Consider the following 16,936-nt stretch of genomic DNA (forward strand, 5'->3'; position numbering starts at 1 on the left):
GAACGGGGTCACGGCGCTTGTCTACGAATCGGCTCGCAAACCCCAGCGCAAACCAACCTAGTCTAGCACAGCGAAGAATGCAGAGAAACCGGGTATACTCCCTTCTTCAGCCATGACCGCGACCCTCTCGCCGCCATCCGGCACGCCCTCGCACACCGCTCCCGCGCCTCGCCGCTACCGTGTTCTAACCATTGCCTCCCATGCCGTCCAGTACGCCGCGCCGGTCGTCCGCGAAATGGCCCGCCACCCCCAACTGGACCTGCAGATGGCCTATTGCAGCTTGCAGGGAGCGCAAGCCGGCGTGGACCCCGAGTTTGGCGTCGCTGTGCAATGGGATGTGCCCCTGCTCGAAGGCTACCCCTGGGTGCTGGTTCCCAACCGCTCCTGGCGCCCGGGCCTCGGCCGCTTTTTCGGTCTTTTCAACCCCGGCTTGTGGCGTCTGCTGCGCCGCGGCTCGTTCGATGCCGTGATTCTCTGGACCGGCTATGCCTGTGCCAGCTTTTGGATCGCCCTCCTGGCGGCGAAACTCCACGGCGTCGCGGTTTTGTTCGGCACCGACGCCACGACCATCGAGCCCCGCAACGGCCGTCCCTGGAAGCGCGCCCTCAAAAAAATTGTTTGGCCGCGCCTGTTCCGCCTCGCCGATCAAGTGATTGTCCCCTCTTCTGGCGCGCGCGATCTCATGCATTCTCTCGGCATCCCGGAGGATCGCGTTACGCTTACGCCCTACTCCGTGGACAACGACTGGTGGATGCAGCAATCCGCGAAGGTCGACCGCCAGGCCGTCCGCGCCGTCTGGGGCGCCACGCCAGCCAATCCCGTCGTCCTCTTCTGCGCCAAGCTCCAGCCCTGGAAACGCCCTTCCGATCTTTTGCGCGCTTTTGCCCGGGCCGCGCTCGCCGATGCCTTCCTCGTCTTCGCCGGAGAAGGGCCGCTGCGCGCGCAGCTCGAGGCCGAAACCGCCGCCCTCGGCCTTCGCGACCGCGTCCGCTTCCTCGGCTTCGTCAACCAGTCGCAGCTCCCCGCCATCTACACCGCCGCCGATATCATGGTTCTCCCGTCCGAGTACGATGCGTTCGCTGTGGTCGTCAATGAAGCTATGTGCTGCGGCTGCCCGGTCATCGCCAGCGACTGCGTCGGCGCCGCCCGCGATCTGGTCTTCCCGGTCTGCCCCGAATTCGTCTATCCCTGCGGCAACTCGGATGCTCTCGCGCATCTGCTGAAAACTGCCTTGGCCGATCGCCCCAGTCTCCAGCGTTTCAGCCAGGCAGCGCTCGCCCGCATGCGCGCCTGGTCGCCCGCACAGAACATCGCCGCTACCGTCGAAGCTGTCCAGCGTGCCGTCGCTCGCTCCCGCCGCTTTCCGCGCCAGCAGCTTTCCCATTCTGCCGCCACGCAGGAGACTCCTGACGCTCCGCAGAAACCCTCCTAATGAAGTTGCTGATCTATTCCCATTTTTTTGCCCCCAGCATCGGCGGCGTGGAGACCATCGTGCTCTCCCTCGCTCGCGGCCTTGCGGAGCGCCGCACATCTTCGGGCGAGTTGGAATTTGACGTGACACTCGTGACCCAGACCCCGGCGGGGACTTACGACGACTGCGCGCTCCCTTTTCGCGTCGTGCGCCGCCCCGGCTTTCTACAACTCTGGCGTCTGCTCCGTGCCGCCGACGTCGTGCACCTCGCTGGCCCCGCCCTCCCTCCGCTTTTTCTCGGCCTCCTCGCGCGCAAGCCCGTGATCCTCGAACATCACGGCTTTCAAGCCATCTGCCCCAACGGCCAGCTTCTCTACGAACCCACGCAGGCTCCTTGCCCCGGACACTTCATGGCCGGACGCCACGCCCAATGCCTCCGCTGCAATTCCGCCCAGGGCCCGCTGGCCAGCTTCAAGCTCTGGCTGCTCACCTTCCTCCGCCGCTTTCTCAGCAAGCGCGCCGCCGCCAATATCACCCCGGTGCAGTGGCTCGTGGATCTCCTGCAGTTGCCGAGCGCGCAGGCCATTCCCCATGGCCTGAATACCTCCCGGATTTTCCCGGAGCGCCAGCCCTCGCCCGGCCCGCCCGTCATCGCCTTCCAGGGACGCTTGGTCACCACCAAAGGCATCCGTGTCCTCTTCGAAGCCGCGCGCCTCCTGCAAGAGCAATCCGTTTCCTTCGTTCTGTACGTCATCGGCGACGGCCCGGAGCGCCGATCGCTCGAATCCCTCGCCGGCGAATGGCAGCTCGCCCCGCGCGTCCGCTTTTTCGGCTCGCTGCCGTCCGCGGAGCTGGACGCTGTCCTGGCGCAGGCCACGGTCGTCGTGGTTCCCTCCCTCGGCGGAGAAGTTTTCGGCCTGGTGCTCGCAGAGAACATGTTGCGCGGTCTGCCGGTAGTCGCTTCCGATCTCGGCGCTTTCGTGGAAGTTCTCGGCGGTGCCGGTGTCACCTTCCGCACCGCCGATGCCGCGGACCTCGCCCGCCGGCTCGCCCTTTTGCTCCACGACGCCTCCGCTGCCGCGAATATCGGCGCACGCGCCCGAGAAAGGGTGCTCGCTTTCTTGGATAGCAACCGTATGATAGAAACGCACGCGCGGGTTTATCGCACTCTATCCCCCGCCGGGACTCGGTGATGCTGCATACAACGACAAATTCCGGCTTGCATGAGTTCGTCTTCGAAAACGTCATCCGGCGCTACGCCCGTTCCGGGGCCCGCGCCGCGGATCTCGGCGCCGGCCCCGGGGCCATGGCCGCGCGCCTCCACTCCCTCGATTTGGATGTCCTCGCCGTCGATCGCGACGCCAGCGGTTTCGCTGCGGAACTCCCGTATCTCTCCCTCGATTTCAACCAGCCGGATTTCGCTGCGCAGCTTGGTCCGGGCTCTTTCGCACTAGTCACCGCCATAGAAGTCATCGAGCACGTGGAAAGCCCCATCGGCTTTCTCCGCAATATCGCCCGCTTGTTGACTCCTGACGGTGTCGCCGTTCTGACCACTCCCAATGTGGATTCCCTCCCGGCGCGCCTTAAATTCCTATTACGCGGGAAAATCCGTACCATGGATGAGCACGGAGAGCCGACCCACATCTCCCCGGTTTTCTGGGATCTCCTCCAGCGCCAGTTCCTGCCGCTGGCCGGTCTGCAGCTCCGCGAACATCTCGTTTTCCCCCCCAACGGCTTCCAGCTCACCCGCAAGCCCCTCGCCTGGCTCCTGCGCATCGCCGCCGCACTTTTTCCCGGCGAAACTCTCCTCGGCGACAATCAGATTCTGGTCCTCGGGCGCCGTCCATGAGTTTTGCTGGTCACGCCGTTCGCGGGGGGCTGCGCTCCGGCCAACTTCTGGTCTCCTTTATTGTTCTCTGCGGGCTGTTGCTGGGCTACTTTTCGGTCACCTCGATTCTCGACGGCAAGTCCAATCAGCTGCTATTCGTGTTGCTGGGCTTTGCCGGCTTGCTCGTGGTCCTGGCCACAGTCAGAAGCTGGAGAAACGGTCTCTACCTCTTCCTGGGTTGGCTGCTGATTGAAGATTTGGTCCGCAAATATCTCGGCAACAACATGGCCGTCTACTTCGGCAAGGATATCCTGGTCGCCCTGGTCTATCTGTCGTTTCTGGCGGCCGTGCGCCGCAAGGAAGTCCAGGTTTTCCGTTTTCCCTTCTTTCGTCCGCTCTCTATTTTTATCTGGTTCGGCGTCCTTCAGGTGTTCAATTTCGCATCGGGAAGCGTGGTCTTCGGTCTGCTGGGTCTGAAGCTGTACTTCTATTATGTGCCCCTGCTCTTTATCGGCTATGCGCTCTTCGAATCGGAAGCCGATCTCCGCCGCTTTTTTTCCTTCAGTGCCCTGCTGGTCCTGGCCATTGGCGGCCTGGGCATTGCCCAATCCATTCTCGGGCCCACCTTCTTGAACCCGGCGATCCTTGGCGAAGACATCCGCGGAGTGAGCACTCTCTACCGTATAGCTCCGCTCTCAGGAGCTCTCGCTTACCGCCCCAATTCGGTCTTTGTCAGCTCTGGTCGCTTTGCCAACTACATGATCCTCTCCGCGATGGTCGGATTCGGATACGCGGCCTATCTTTTGCTGCGTCATCGTAAGGGACGCACACTGGCCTTTGCCGCCCTTACCATGGCCACCGCCGCTGCCATCATGACCACCTCGCGCGGCGCTTTTCTCTGGACCCTGGGCAGCCTCTTTCTGGGAGCCGTGGCCTTCGTATGGGGCGCACCGTGGCGTCAGGGGGAGGTGATCCGTACCCTCCGCGCCCTCCAGAGAACCGTGCTCTTCGCGGGCCTTGCGCTGGTCGGCATCCTGCTCAGTTATCCGGAGGCTTTGCTCTCCCGCCTTGCGATCTATTCCGAGACTCTTTCGCCATCTAGCTCGGCCAGCGAGTTGACGCACCGCGCATGGGATTACCCGCTGCGCAATTTTCTGATGGCCTTTGATTATCCGCGCTGGCCCTATGGCTACGGCATCGGCACCGCCTCCCTCGGCCTGCAATACATCAGTCGCATCCTGCATATCCCGGCCATGGGTATCGGCGTCGAGAGCGGTTATGGCGGTCTCGTTGTCGAGCTGGGTGTTGTCGGCCTGATCCTCTGGCTTGTCTGGACCGCCGCGCTCGTCTTCTCTGCCTGGGGCGTGGTGCGCAAACTCCGCGGCTCCCCTTGGTTTCCCCTGGCCTTTATGATCTTCTGGTATTCGTTCCTGCTCTTGTTTCCCATCACCTTTACCAGCTTTGCGGCCTACCAGGATTTTGTCTTGAATGCCTATCTCTGGCTCCTCGTCGGCATCCTCTTCCGCCTGCCGCAGATGGCCCGCTCCGCGCAGATGCAAACCGCGGTGCCGCCTGCAAACTTTTCACAGGTCCGCTGACTTGCGCCTCGCCGTCGCCACTCCGTTCCTCGACCGCCGCCACGGCACCGAGCGCGCTCTCGCCGAACTTCTCGAGCGCCTGGTCCGCGATTATCGCTGCACCGTCTATCTCTATGCCCAGCGCGTCACGGATTGCTCCCCCGCGCTTCTCGGCCCCCTTTCCGGCGATGCCCCTCGCGTCGTCTGGCGCCGCGTCCCCTCCCTCCCCGGACCGCACCTCCTGCGATTCGCCGCCTGGTTCGTCCTCAACACCTTGCTGCGCAAGTGGGACGCCCTTGTCCGCGGCCTCCGCTTCGATCTCGTTTTTTCCCCCGGCATCAACTGTCCCGACGCCCAGGTCGTCCTCGTCCACGCCGTTTTTCACCGCCTCGCCGCCCTGCAGCATTCCCAGCCCCTGCTCCGCGCGCTCCCCTTGTCCGCCTGGCCCGCCATCCTCCACCGCGGCCTTTACTACCGGTTCATCCGCTTTCTGGAGCGGCGTATCTACGCCAATCCTGCGGTCACGCTTGCCGCTGTCTCCCGTCGCACCGCCCGGCAGCTCGAAGAGTTCTTTACCCGCCGCGAAGTTCCCGTTGTCTGGAATGGCGTCGATACCGCCGTCTTCCACCCCGCGGCGCGCCACTCGCGCCGCCTTTCCGCCCGCCAACGCTGGAACTTCCGCGAGGACGAAACCGTCTTCCTGCTCATTGGCAACGACTGGAAAAACAAAGGCCTCCCCACGCTGCTCCAGGCCGCCGCCCTCTGCAGCGATCTCCCCCTGCGCCTTCTCATTGTCGGCGAAGAAGACCCCGCACGCTTTGCCGCTGCCCTCGCCAGTTGTAACCTCCAGCAACGCGTCTCCTTCTCCTCTCCCGTCGCCGACGTCGTGGATCTCTATGCCGCCGCCGACGCCTACGCCGGCCCTTCCCTCGAGGACTCCTTCAACCTTCCTGCCCTGGAAGCCATGGCCTGCGGCCTTCCCATCATCCTCAGCACGTCTGCCGGATTGAGCGACGCCCTTCACGACGGCGTGGATGCCCTGCTGCTCCAGAATGCCCAGGACCCCGCCGAACTCGCCGCTTTGCTTCGTAAACTCCTCCAGAATCCCGCGCTCCGCGAACGTTTGGGAACGCAAGCAGCCGCCACCGCCCACGGACTTTCCTGGGAAGAGCATGCCCGCCGCATCCACGCACTCCTGGAAACGCGCCTCGCGGCTTCGCGCACGCTCTCTTGACGCTGCTTCTCTAGTGTGTAGAGTAGTGCTGCACCGGACGGATTTTTTGCAGGCTAGAGTAATAGATAGGCAAAGGAACGGAATGACCGAGAAGCTTGATCGCGCGGTGGCCATCCAGCGGCAGTACTACAAGGAAACGGCGGCTCGCTACGATGACATGCATGCCCATGAGGGGGACGATGCCATTGCCAGCAGCAAGCTCCTGCACTCCCTGGTGCGCATGGTTGATGCCCGCACTCTTCTGGATGTCGGCGCCGGCACGGGTCGTGGAATTCGCCACCTGCTGGACGCTATGCCCCATCTTTCCGTTCTCGGCGTTGAGCCGGTGGCCGCTCTTATCGCGCAGGCGGTCGCGAAAAACGGCATTCCCCCGGGAATGATCCTGCAAGGAGTCGGCGAGGCCCTGCCTTTTGCGGATGCCAGTTGCGACGTGGTCTGCTCCTTCGGCATTCTGCATCACATTCAGAGGCCCGATGCCGTCATTCGCGAGATGTTGCGCGTAGCCAAGAAAATGGTGCTCATCGCCGACAGCAACCGCTTCGGCCAGGGGAGTTACGCCACCCGCCTGCTGAAGCTGGCTCTTTACAAAGCCAAGCTCTGGCCCTTTGTGAACTTTCTCAAGACTCGTGGGCGGGGCTATCAGGTGACTCCCGGAGATGGCCTCGCCTATTCCTACAGCGTTTATGATTCCTTCGACTGCATTGCGGAATGGGCCGACCAGTTGATCCTTGTCCCTGCGCCAGGCAGCAAGGCCGGCAGCTGGCTACATCCTCTGCTCACTTCTCCCGGCGTGATCGTTTGCGCCCTGAAGGAAATTCCCTAGTTCACCTTTGCCGCAGCCCGCGCGGCATCTCCGCCCGCAGTCTTGTGCTCCTTCTCTTCCACCGCTTTGCGCGTGGCCTCCAGCGTGAAGGTCAGCGATTCACGCGGGATGCTGGTGATAAACGGGCCGATCAGCCAGCCCAGCGCAACCGGGATGTCCCGGGTGAGCGAAGCCGCCTCGCTCTGCACGTACACGCCGCCGTCGCGCTCCTCCATTCGCCACCACGTCTCCATCCTCCACAGGAAGCCGTCATCGTCGCCCGCGGGTCTCTCCCTCTCATTGCTCTGCCCCGCGTTCTCCACCTGCGCAATGCGGATCGCCGAGCTCCGGCTGTGCGCCCGTACTGCCGAATCCCGGTAATACTGCACATCGTGCTCCGTGTTCAGCACCACGGTGATTACCTGGTGCCGCCGGAAGCGCAGAAATACCCGGAAATGATCGCCGTCCCGCGTCTCCAGCCGCGACCGTTCCACGTCCGGCGAGTAGTAATTCGCGTGGTGATCATAATCCTGCAGCACCTCGAGCACTCCGTCCAGCGTCGCTCCCGGAATGAACACCAGCCCCACCCAGTGATGGATCATCCCTCCGGGGCAGGCAATTTTCCGCCCCGCATCCCACGTCTCCAGCCGCTGCATCTCCACCCCGCCCCGCCGCAACTCCGCGTAAGCTGCCGCGCGTTCCGCCTCCGCCAGGCCGTCCACCCATAGCCACGGCGCGCCCCTGTGCTGCTCCTCCTCGTTCCGCGCCTCCGTCAACTGCACGTAGCGCTTGAACGCCGCGGCTGTCTCGGTACGCGGCCGCTGCGCCTGCGCCACCGCGGCTCCCCCGGCCGCTCCGCAAAGCAGTAGCGCCAGCCAGGCGTAGCCCCACAGGCTTCCCCTGCCGCGTACGGGCAGCAGATGGTGTCCAGGCGTGTCAATCACTCCCAAAGCTTGCTCCCTAAACCCCGCAGGATCATACGCAAGCAGTCCCTTGCCCTTGGCATGCCCCTTCTATGGATGCACGCCCAGGACCATTGGTTTTCAGGGTGTTCTTTCCGCTGCGCAGGCCCACGGAAGGCGCTGTCCTTCCGGCGCTCATTGCGTGGAGCCGTTTCCGGCCTGGGGACGGGAAATAACCGGGTTGGGTAGCTGCACACGGCCCCTCGCGGAGCCGTTGTCCCCGCGCGGCCCCCAACCCGTTCGTGAAAGCTTAAGGGCAGCCCCTCTAGGGCTCAATGGACCAACCGAGCCAGTTTCCACGGTACGCAGGTATTAGTACGTTCTCCTGGACCGTCCGCAGAGATCCCCTAAATCTAAAGTATGTGCTGCGTTTTCAGCTTGTTATGGAATACCACGAGGGGTGCGGATCTAGCCCGTTGTTCCTGGACTTTAGCCATGCCCCAGACTTTAGCGCCTTGCCAGTCAAGATTCACAGGGCAGCGCGATGAAACAGAAAAGGCCAGCCCGCGCTCCTACTGCAACGCATCGATGCTCATTGTCAGCGATGCGGGAGTCTGTTTCGTCTCTTCGTTGACCATATCGGGTGCGGTATCAATCATGAAGCGGTTATCCAGGGCCTGTAGCGTTACATGGACTCTGCCATTCACTCCGATGACATACCATGTTTCGTCGTGAGTCTTTTCGGCGCCTTTGGACCCTTCCTTAAACTGCAGGCCGGCATCGCACGCCTGCAGTTCCGCTTTGATCCGCTCATACTCTGGCTTGATCTCGGCCATCGTCTTCGCGCGCCCCATGTGACAGGCGTACAACGCCCGCGTCATCCTGCCCTTAACCTCTCCATGCGGCCAGACGTTGCAGGTGGCTTGGGCATCCGGCGTGAGCTTGCCCTCATAGTTTCCGAAAAGTTCATCCGCCTTCTCCGTGCGGATCGCTGCGAAATCATCCGTCTGGGCAGCCAGTACCTTCTCGATGAACTCGCAGAGCGCCGGCTTGGCCGTTCTTTCTTTCGCCGCAGCCACATTCTTCGGTTTATCCGGCTCCGCCTTCTGCTGCGCCAGAACTGCTGCGCCCGCCGCCAGAATCATGATCATGAGTGGCCACTTCCGCATCATCGTCTCCTTGATTCTGTATTTGGCGAACGCTACTGCAGGAACTGGATCTGCAGGGCCAGCGACACGGGCGCCTGCTTGGTTTTGGCGTCCACCTTTTCCGGGTCGGTCTTCAGCATGTAACCGTCGTCGCGCGCCTCCACCGTGAGCTGGTAGAGCGCATCCTTTCCCGAAAAGAACCAGATGTCGGCGTGTTCTCCCTCGCTGTCATTTATATTTTCATCGAACCTCAGGTTGGAGTAGCACGCTCGCAGCTCGGTCTTCAGCCGCTCATACTCCGGCTTGATCTCCTCCATCGTCTTCGCCCGGCGCAATTCGCAGAGATAAAACGCCTGTTTGTTGCCGGCCGACTTGGGAGGGTAGACCCTGCACGTGGATTGCGCATCCGGCCGCAGCGTGCCCGCCACGGCCCCCGGGGCTTCCGCCGGCTTGGCCGAGCGGAGCGCTGCGTAATCCTTCGCTTGTGCCGCCCGCACCTTCTCGATGAACTTGCAGAGCGGCAAGTTGGCCGTCATCTCCTGCGCCGCCGCCGTTTTGGGCTTTTCCTTTTCCGGGAGCGTGTCGGTCACTTCCAGGTGCACCATCACGCCCGGCTCGCCGGAGGGTTTTCCGTTGAGCATGTCAGCCAGATTTCCCCAGTCATACAGGTTGAGTTTCACGGTGAAGCCGGCCTGTTCGGCGCTCAATGTCCAGCTTTCTTCCCGCTTCGATTCGTCTCCTTTTCTCTTCTCCTCGAATTTCCAGTTCGGAAATCCGGCGCGCAATTCCGCGGCTGCTTTTTCGTACACCGGCTTGGCGTCCTGGAGCGTTCGCGACGGACCCAGTTGGCAGGAGTAGAGCGGAGGGTTTTCCATTTTATCGCCGCGCCGCGTGTGCAGCGTGCATTTGGAATCGGCGTCCGGCGCCAGCGTGCCTTTAAACATGTTGTGATTATCTTTGCCGAGGGTTGTATCTTCTTCGCCCTTGAGCCCGGCGAACTCGCCCGGCGCGGCGGCGATCACCTTTTTCACGAACGTGATTAACGGCGCGTCCGCCGCCTGCGCCGCTTTGCCTGCGTTCTGCGACGCGCTCGCTCCCGCGTATAAGACTGTGCAAGCACCAGCGACGATCAGGGAAATGGGCAGAGCCGCGTTGCGCAGGCCAATGTTCATGTTCTTGTCCTCGTGCTTTCTCTTGGGGTTTTAGAAGGTCCAGGTCAATTCTTGTATTTCTTGTTCTTCAGCGGGGCGCGGGAATAGACGAGCTGCAGCGTGATGCTCTTCGTTTCGCCGGCCTGCAGCGTTACGTTTTTTACCCACTCCGAAAAGATGCCCTTGGACGACGCCCGCAGGTCATAGTTCTCCGCCTCCAGGTGCGCGATCGAAAAGCGCCCCCGGGCATCGGCGTGTACCGCATGGGGCATCGCCCCGAACGACGACTGGTAGGTAATGCTGGCGTGCGGCACCGGCTTATCGTCCGGCCCGATCACCACCCCGCGCAGGGTCGAGTGGCCCTTGTGCTGCGGCGCGGCATACACCGGCGCTTCGAAGACGAACCCGCTGAACGCCGCAAACGATCCGCTGGCGCACAGCAGGATGATGGCATGCATGGCGATTCGGCTGAGAGTACGCGGCATAGTGGTTGGCTCCGTTCGCTTGGCCTGCACCCATCTTAAGCGGGGAGCGCTGCCGTGCGCGCAATCCCGCTCGCGCATGTGCCGCGCTGCCAACCTGACTCTTCGTACAGGTGCCGAACGTCAGCAGTTTGAATCCGCTGAAGCGCAGTGCGCATGTCATCGGGTGGCGGCGGCAGGCTGCAACTTTTCTTCCTGTGGCTGGGAGTGTTCGGGCAGAGAGAGCGACAGGAGCCAGGCAAAGACGGGGAGAACGGCCAGGAGCAGAAACATCGCGGGAAGCCCGTAGTGGTCGGCCAGGCGGCCGAGAAGCGGGGCGAAGAGTCCGCCGACGGTGATGGCCAGGCCAAAGGTGACCCCGGAAGCGGTGCCCAGGCGCGTGGGCAGATATTCGTGGCTGAGGACGACCATCACGCTGAACGGCGCGAACAGCACCAGGCCCACGGGAATCAGCAGCAGGCTGGCCAGCGGGGTGTGCTGCGCCAGCAGCAGCAGGCCCAGGAGCGGGCCGAGCAGCCCGTAGGTCCAGAGCAGCAGGCGGCGGTGGCCGATGATGTCCGCGGCCCAGCCGCCCGCCAGGGTGCCCACGGCGCCGGCGCCCATGAACAGGGCAAGCGCCAGGCCGCCGGCGGCCTTGGTGGAGCCGAGAACGCGGATCCAATAGAGCGGGACAAAGGTGTTCAAGCCAAAAAAAATGACCGAGCGGAACATCACCGCTCCGGTCAGGCGCAGGAACGGCGGCCACTGGTCCTTGCCGGTGATGGGGTGCGCCGCGATGCGCACCGCGTGGGATTTCGACAGCGCGGCGAAGTCCGCCATGCCGGTTAGCAGCGCAATCCCCCCGAACAGGGGCGCCAGGAGAAGCCATCCCGAACCGTGCAGGCCGAACGCCACGGCCAGCGCGGTGACGGCCAGCGGCCCGACGGCGAATCCCACGTTGCCGCCCACGGTGAAAAGGCTCATGGCCGCGTTGCGGCTGGCTCCGGCGGCGAAGCTCGTCAGCCGCGCGGCCTCCGGATGGAAGATGGCGCTGCCTATGCCCGCGAGGACCAGCGCGAGGAACAGCGCGGGGTAGTGCGTCAAAAAGCCCGATCCGGCAACGCACACGCCCGCCAGGAGCAGCCCGAAGGGCATGAGCCACGGCGCGGAGCGCCGGTCGGCGAGATGCCCGAACGCCGGCTGCAGCACGGACGAGCTGATATTGGCGGCAAAGATCAAGCCGCCCGCCGCGGCGTAGGAGATGTGCAGCTCGCTGACGAAGAAGGGCAGCAGCGCCGGGATGGAACCCTGGCAGAAGTCGATCCACAGATGGCCCGAGGCCAGCAGCGCAACCAGGCGGCGCTGCATCACGAGTTTCTCCGCGCGGCGCGGTGGCGCGGCGCTATGGAAACCATGGAGAGATGGGGCTTCATGTTTCCGGGTACACCCTGAATCCAGGAATCTCTTGCCGCCGCAAACGGCGGCAGAAGAAAAACTGTACAGGAAAAGAGAAGCCGAAGGAAGGAGAGACAGGACGGTGCCGCAACCTCTACCGCAGATCGCCGGGGGAGAGGCCGGCTTTGCGGGCGGCTTCTTCGAGGGTGTCGAGCTGGGCTTGGAGCTGGGTCCTTTTGGCGGCGAGCTGGCGGAGCTGTTCTTCGGAGGAGGTGGAATTTGGGAGGCGGTTGCGCGGGAGGCCAGGGGAAGGCGAAGAGCGAAATTAGGATTTCGAAATTCGAAAAATGAAATTCGAAAAACAAAAGACGAAATTCGAAAAGCGAAAAACGAAATTCGGAAGAAAGAAGAAAGAAGAAAGAAGAAAGAAGGAAAAAGAAAGAAGAAAGAAGGAAAGAGGAAGAAGGAAGAAGTGAGGAAGAAAATGTCAGGGGGTGGGCTTGGGCGCGGCCCCGACTGGTGGCCGGGGAGTGGCGGGTGAGGCGGGGGCGAGTTCGGCGCGGAAGAGGGGGAGGGCTTCGCTGGGGGGGCCGATGCGGCGGTAGCGGGTGGCGAAGGTGCGCTCGTGGATGGCTACGCTGGAGAAAAATTTGCGGCCGTCGAAATCGTACTCGGTGAAGGAGGCCAGCCAGACGCCGGGAGCGACTTCGAAGCGCTCCTGCAGGAAGTGGCTGCCCTTGTAGACCTTGGCGAGGAAGAGGCCGATGGAGATGTCGGAGATGACTTCGCCTTCGACGCGCACTAGCTGGGCGGAAGCCTCGTCAATCCAGAGAGTGCCGCGCACCTTGGCGAACATGGCGGTGGCGCGGGAGACCGGTTTGTAGGCGGGGTTGGGTTCGAGGTGGAATTTGGCGAGGAGGCGGCCGGCGCCGGGTTCGCGGGCGACGAAGGTGAAGAGAAAAGCGGAGCGCGTGGCTTCGATCACGGCGTTGCGGTCTTTCTTCCTGCGGGCGAATTTTTCGAAGGCGTCGCGCTGCGGGCGGCCGGAGCGCGTGGCCCACTCCAGGACCTTGAGGAGGTTTTCGAGGCTGGCGCGGTAGGCGGCGGGATCGGCGGGCTGGCCGTCGGAGCCGAGGGCGATGCGGTAGTTGCCGGTGCCGGAAGGAACGATGCGGAAGACGCGCACTTCGGAGGGCTGGGCGTCGCCGGGGTGGCGGCGGATCTCCAGGCGCTCGATGCGCTCGTAGAGATCCAGCGCGGCGTCATCCTGTTTCAGGTTGGCGACGGCGCGGTCGAGGAGCGCGTTCTGCTCGGCTGCGCTGGGAGCGGCGGCGGGCGCGGGTTCCTGCGCGGGGGCAAAGCCCGCGAGGGTCAGGACGAGCGCTGCAGCCAGGGTTGACCGCTTCGCGGTCACCCGTACTGCTGACCGCTTTGCGGCCACCCCTACAAATGAAGTGCATGCGCGCATAAGTTCACGGAAAAAAGTTCTGCCAGCGTGCTGGGGATTGGATTCCGCGACCGGCGTGGCTGTTGCATGGCCGGGAACGGGAGAGGGCGCGGAGCAGACCCTCTCCCGTCTGGCGGAGCATCCGGCCGGAAAGAAAAACTTACGGCTTGGGCTGCTCGTCGTGCTGGTGCTGCTCTTTTTCTTTCTCTTTCTTCTGCTGATCGGCGGTCCACGGCGGCACCACGCCGTTCATGCGCGCGTAGGCGATGGACTGGCCGAGATGCTCGCCAAGATGCGCGGCGATGTGGAAGAGAACGCCGCGCTGGGTGGTCTTCTGTCCGAAGAAACTGGCGGGCTTGTCGAGGTCGGCGTCGCTCAATGCGGTGACGGATTTTTGCATGAAGGCGAAGGAGTCCTTGAGCGCCTCGACCGTCTTGGCCTTGTCGTGGCCCCCGGCCATGATGGCCTTGGGGTCCACGCCGGCCGGAGGCTGGACGCCGAGCATGCGCAGGAACATGTAGTTGCCTGCCGCGACATGGGCGAAAACTTCGCCTACGGAACGCACGCCCTCGCCGGGACGCCAGGCGTACTTTTCGGCCGGCATGGCCTCGGCCAGGCGGGTGAAGCGCCCTTCGAAATAGGCCACCTGCCCGAGAAATTCGCCGCGGGCCCCAGTGACAGGAGCGGCTGCGGCCGGGGCAGCGGGCTTCTCCTGGGCCCGGGCGGGTGTCACCAGGCCTGGGGTGAGTAGCGCAACTGCTAGACAATACATGAACATACGTCGCATTTGGATCTCCTTGCCTGATTTTTGCCGGGGCCTGACGGAGGCCCGGCAGTGGTCGAAGAGTCTTGGACTGCCAAGGCAGGGGCAAGGTTACACCCAGAAAGGTTGAAAGAAAAGGGACGTTGCAAACGTCTAAGATAAAAGGAACAGGAACGACCGGGGTTTCGTCTTACCATAAAGGTTGGCCGCTTCGCGGTCACAGAGATAAAGGGTGGAGGTCCGTCTGGGTATTGCTCCCATGGAAGGATTGAGCGGGGCACCGCGGGTGGCGGCGCGCGGGAGGAGTTCTGTGCGGACCGCGGGCAGACTGCGCCGCGCCGCGATAACCATGCTGGAGACACTGCTGCAGGCGCTGGATACGCTGCGCGCGCACAAACTCCGCAGCCTGCTGACGCTGCTGGGAGTGATCCTGGCGGTGACCACGCTGGTAACGGTGATGAGCGTGGTCGCGGGGCTGAACTTCTATGTGGCCGACCGCGTGGCCAACCTGGGCGCGAACGTCTATGTGGTGGACCGCTTTGGGATCATCACCAGCTTGGAAGCCTGGACGAAGGCGCAGAAGCGCCCGCTGATCACCATGGACGAGTATGAGCGGCTGAAGGAGGCGATGCGCACGGCCGGCCAGATCGCCGCGACGGAACGGAGCATCAGCGACGTGCGCTCGGGCAACGAGCTGCTGGAAAGCACCGAGGTAGTGGGAGTATCGCCGAACTACGCGGAAATCCGCAGCCTGAATCTGGCCGCGGGGCGCTTTCTGACCGCAGCGGATGAGCTGCACCGCGCGCCGGTCTGTTTTATCGGCGCGGACGTAGTCAAGAAATTTTTTCCGAATGTGGACCCCATCGGGAAGACCATCCGCGCGGGCACGCACAGCTACCAGGTGGTCGGAGTGGCGGAGGCCATCGGGAGCGCGTTCGGGCAGTCGCAGGACAATTTCATGCTGATCCCGCTGGGCACCTACTACAAGGAATGGCACCGCCAGAGCGAGTCCCTGCTGCTGTTCATCCAGGCGCGGAACACGGAGATGATCGCGGCGTCGGAGGACGAAGCGCGCATGCTGCTGCGCGCGCGGCGGCACGTGCCGTGGGACGCCCCGGACAATTTCGGCATCGTGGGCTCGGACTCCATCATGGGATTGTGGAAGGAGCTGACAGGCAACCTGTTTGCGGTGGCGGTGTCGCTGACGTCGGTGTTTCTGGTGGTGGGCGGGATCGTGATCATGAACATCATGCTGGCCAGCGTGACCGAGCGCACCCGGGAGATCGGGATCCGGCGCTCGCTGGGGGCGCGGCGAAAGCACATCCTGGCGCAGTTCGTCACCGAGTCGGCGGTGCTTGCGGCCACCGGCGGGCTGATCGGGATCGCCCTGGCCTACGCGCTGGTGGCCATTGCGCGCGCGGTGACGCCCATCCCGGTGCGCACGCCGCTGAGCGCGGTGCTGCTTTCGCTGGCGGTTTCCACCGGCGTGGGACTTTTCTTCGGCATCTATCCGGCGATGCGCGCGGCCAGGCTGGACCCCATCGAAGCGCTGCGCGCCGAGAATTAGAGAGCAACCATGGCCCAAGCCTACAGCGAAAATCTGAAGCAGGCGCTGGACACCCTGCGCGAGCACAAAATGCGCAGTGCGCTCACGGTTTTCGGCGTGGTGCTGGGCGTGAGCGTGATCATGCTGGTGGCGGCGCTGATCCAGGGGCTGGACGAGCAGATTCAGGAGAACATCAAGCAGTACGGCGCGAACACCGCGTTCATTGCGCGCTTCGACATGGGGCCGAACAACGACCGGCGGCCCAAGGAAGAGCGCGAGCGCAAACCGCTGACGTTGGAGGATGGCCGGGCGATCCTGGAAGGCGCGCCGGCGGTGAAAAACGTGACCGTGTGGATCTCCTGGTGGGAACAGCCGCACACCATCCGCACCAAGGCCGGGGAGGTCACGGGCGTCGACTACCGCGGGGTGCAGGCCAATTTCGGGCAGGTGTATGCCAACGCGGCCACCCTGGAAGGGCGCTTCGTCAGCGAAGGCGACGATCTGCACCGCGAGAAAGTGGTGATGCTCGGGGAGAATGTGGCCCCGGTGCTGTTTCCGGAGGGCGCGCCCATCGGGAAGGACGTGTTCATCGACGGCTCGGCCTTCCAGGTGATCGGCGTGGTGGAAAAGCCCAAGGGCGGCTTCGCCCTGGGCGACGAAGACCGCCGCGTGCTCATTCCCTACAACACTTTCCGCAAAATCTATCCCGGGGCGTACGAAAATTTCATCCGCATCCAGGCGGAGAAGAACCTGCTGGACCAGGCCGTGGACCAGACGCGCGAAGTGCTGCGGCGGCGGCGCAACGTGGCCTACGACCAGAAGGACAGTTTCTCCATTCAGACGGCGCAGCAGCAGGTGCAGGAGTTCCACAACATCGTGGCCATGGTGGCGATCGCCATGGTGGTGCTGAGCTCGATCGGGCTGCTGATCGGCGGCGTGGGGGTGATGAACATTATGCTGGTGAGCGTGACCGAGCGCACGCGGGAGATCGGGGTGCGCAAGGCCATCGGCGCGCGCCGCGGCGACATCACCTGGCAGTTTCTGCTGGAGGCGATGACCCTCACCGGGGCCGGCGGAGTCCTGGCCCTGCTCTTCGTCTACAGCCTGGTGCTGCTGATCCGCGTGGCGACGAGCTGGCCCGCCAGCGTGCCCCTGTGGGCGGTGGCCGCCGGGCTGATCGTCAGCGTCTCGGTCGGCCTGATCTTCGGCGTGTGGCCGGCCAGGAAGGCCGCCAAGCTCGATCCCGTCGAAGCCCTGCGCTACGAGTAGCC

At 63.6% G+C, this 16,936-nt stretch carries 16 protein-coding genes; 9 read left to right on the forward strand and 7 right to left on the reverse strand.

Going from position 1 to position 16,936, the window contains the following annotated elements:
• Window positions 1-112: 112 nt before the first annotated feature.
• The 6 genes from LAN61_01605 to LAN61_01630 all read left to right on the forward strand — a co-directional run bounded on the left by LAN61_01605 (window position 113) and on the right by LAN61_01630 (window position 6,873).
• Window positions 113-1,432 (forward strand): glycosyltransferase family 4 protein, encoded by a 1,320-nt coding sequence (locus tag LAN61_01605; protein MBZ5539192.1) that lies wholly within the window; start codon window positions 113-115, stop codon window positions 1,430-1,432.
• Window positions 1,432-2,604 (forward strand): glycosyltransferase family 4 protein, encoded by a 1,173-nt coding sequence (locus tag LAN61_01610; GenBank protein ID MBZ5539193.1) that lies wholly within the window; start codon window positions 1,432-1,434, stop codon window positions 2,602-2,604. The genes LAN61_01605 and LAN61_01610 overlap by 1 nt, the downstream gene beginning before the upstream one ends.
• The gene (locus LAN61_01615) at window positions 2,604-3,260 is read left to right on the forward strand and encodes a methyltransferase domain-containing protein (protein MBZ5539194.1); all 657 of its coding nucleotides are present in this window, start codon (window positions 2,604-2,606) and stop codon (window positions 3,258-3,260) included. Before LAN61_01610 ends, LAN61_01615 begins: the two co-directional genes overlap by 1 nt.
• Window positions 3,257-4,837: a hypothetical protein gene (locus LAN61_01620; GenBank protein ID MBZ5539195.1), complete on the forward strand. Its 1,581-nt coding sequence runs from the start codon at window positions 3,257-3,259 to the stop codon at window positions 4,835-4,837. Before LAN61_01615 ends, LAN61_01620 begins: the two co-directional genes overlap by 4 nt.
• A 1-nt stretch (window position 4,838) precedes the next feature.
• A complete protein-coding gene (locus LAN61_01625) occupies window positions 4,839-6,050 on the forward strand; it encodes a glycosyltransferase family 4 protein (protein ID MBZ5539196.1) in 1,212 nt (403 codons plus the stop codon).
• Window positions 6,051-6,132: 82 nt separating this feature from the next.
• Window positions 6,133-6,873 (forward strand): class I SAM-dependent methyltransferase, encoded by a 741-nt coding sequence (locus LAN61_01630; GenBank protein ID MBZ5539197.1) that lies wholly within the window; start codon window positions 6,133-6,135, stop codon window positions 6,871-6,873.
• Here LAN61_01630 and LAN61_01635 read toward each other — a convergent pair.
• The 5 genes from LAN61_01635 to LAN61_01655 all read right to left on the reverse strand — a co-directional run bounded on the left by LAN61_01635 (window position 6,870) and on the right by LAN61_01655 (window position 11,885).
• Complete coding sequence (locus LAN61_01635) at window positions 6,870-7,796, reverse strand: hypothetical protein (protein MBZ5539198.1); 927 nt, start codon at window positions 7,794-7,796, stop codon at window positions 6,870-6,872. The genes LAN61_01630 and LAN61_01635 overlap by 4 nt on opposite strands.
• A gap of 530 nt (window positions 7,797-8,326) precedes the next feature.
• A complete protein-coding gene (locus LAN61_01640) occupies window positions 8,327-8,905 on the reverse strand; it encodes a hypothetical protein (GenBank protein ID MBZ5539199.1) in 579 nt (192 codons plus the stop codon).
• A gap of 50 nt (window positions 8,906-8,955) precedes the next feature.
• Window positions 8,956-10,074 (reverse strand): hypothetical protein, encoded by a 1,119-nt coding sequence (locus LAN61_01645; protein ID MBZ5539200.1) that lies wholly within the window; start codon window positions 10,072-10,074, stop codon window positions 8,956-8,958.
• A 44-nt stretch (window positions 10,075-10,118) separates the two neighbouring features.
• Window positions 10,119-10,538 carry a carboxypeptidase-like regulatory domain-containing protein gene (locus LAN61_01650; protein MBZ5539201.1) on the reverse strand — a complete coding sequence of 140 codons (420 nt, stop codon included), beginning with the start codon at window positions 10,536-10,538 and terminating at the stop codon, window positions 10,119-10,121.
• 156 nt (window positions 10,539-10,694) lie between these two features.
• Entirely contained in the window at window positions 10,695-11,885 is a 1,191-nt protein-coding gene (locus tag LAN61_01655; protein ID MBZ5539202.1) for an MFS transporter, read from the reverse strand.
• A gap of 94 nt (window positions 11,886-11,979) precedes the next feature.
• On the opposite strand from LAN61_01655, the gene LAN61_01660 reads away from it, so the two are divergent.
• Window positions 11,980-12,450, forward strand: a complete 471-nt coding sequence (locus tag LAN61_01660) for a hypothetical protein (GenBank protein MBZ5539203.1) — start codon at window positions 11,980-11,982, stop codon at window positions 12,448-12,450.
• Here LAN61_01660 and LAN61_01665 read toward each other — a convergent pair.
• On the reverse strand, window positions 12,397-13,323 hold the full coding sequence (locus LAN61_01665; protein ID MBZ5539204.1) for a hypothetical protein: 927 nt from the start codon (window positions 13,321-13,323) through the stop codon (window positions 12,397-12,399). The genes LAN61_01660 and LAN61_01665 overlap by 54 nt on opposite strands.
• A gap of 193 nt (window positions 13,324-13,516) precedes the next feature.
• Window positions 13,517-14,143: a DinB family protein gene (locus tag LAN61_01670; GenBank protein ID MBZ5539205.1), complete on the reverse strand. Its 627-nt coding sequence runs from the start codon at window positions 14,141-14,143 to the stop codon at window positions 13,517-13,519.
• A 325-nt stretch (window positions 14,144-14,468) separates the two neighbouring features.
• Between LAN61_01670 and LAN61_01675 the strand changes: the two genes are divergently transcribed.
• Both LAN61_01675 and LAN61_01680 read left to right on the forward strand, forming a co-directional pair.
• Window positions 14,469-15,686: an ABC transporter permease gene (locus LAN61_01675; protein MBZ5539206.1), complete on the forward strand. Its 1,218-nt coding sequence runs from the start codon at window positions 14,469-14,471 to the stop codon at window positions 15,684-15,686.
• Window positions 15,687-15,695: 9 nt separating this feature from the next.
• Window positions 15,696-16,934, forward strand: coding sequence for an ABC transporter permease (locus LAN61_01680; GenBank protein MBZ5539207.1), 1,239 nt, complete (start codon window positions 15,696-15,698; stop codon window positions 16,932-16,934).
• Window positions 16,935-16,936: the final 2 nt, after the last annotated feature.

Source organism: Terriglobia bacterium (genome assembly GCA_020072785.1).
Taxonomy (GTDB): domain Bacteria; phylum Acidobacteriota; class Terriglobia; order Acidiferrales; family UBA7541; genus Acidiferrum.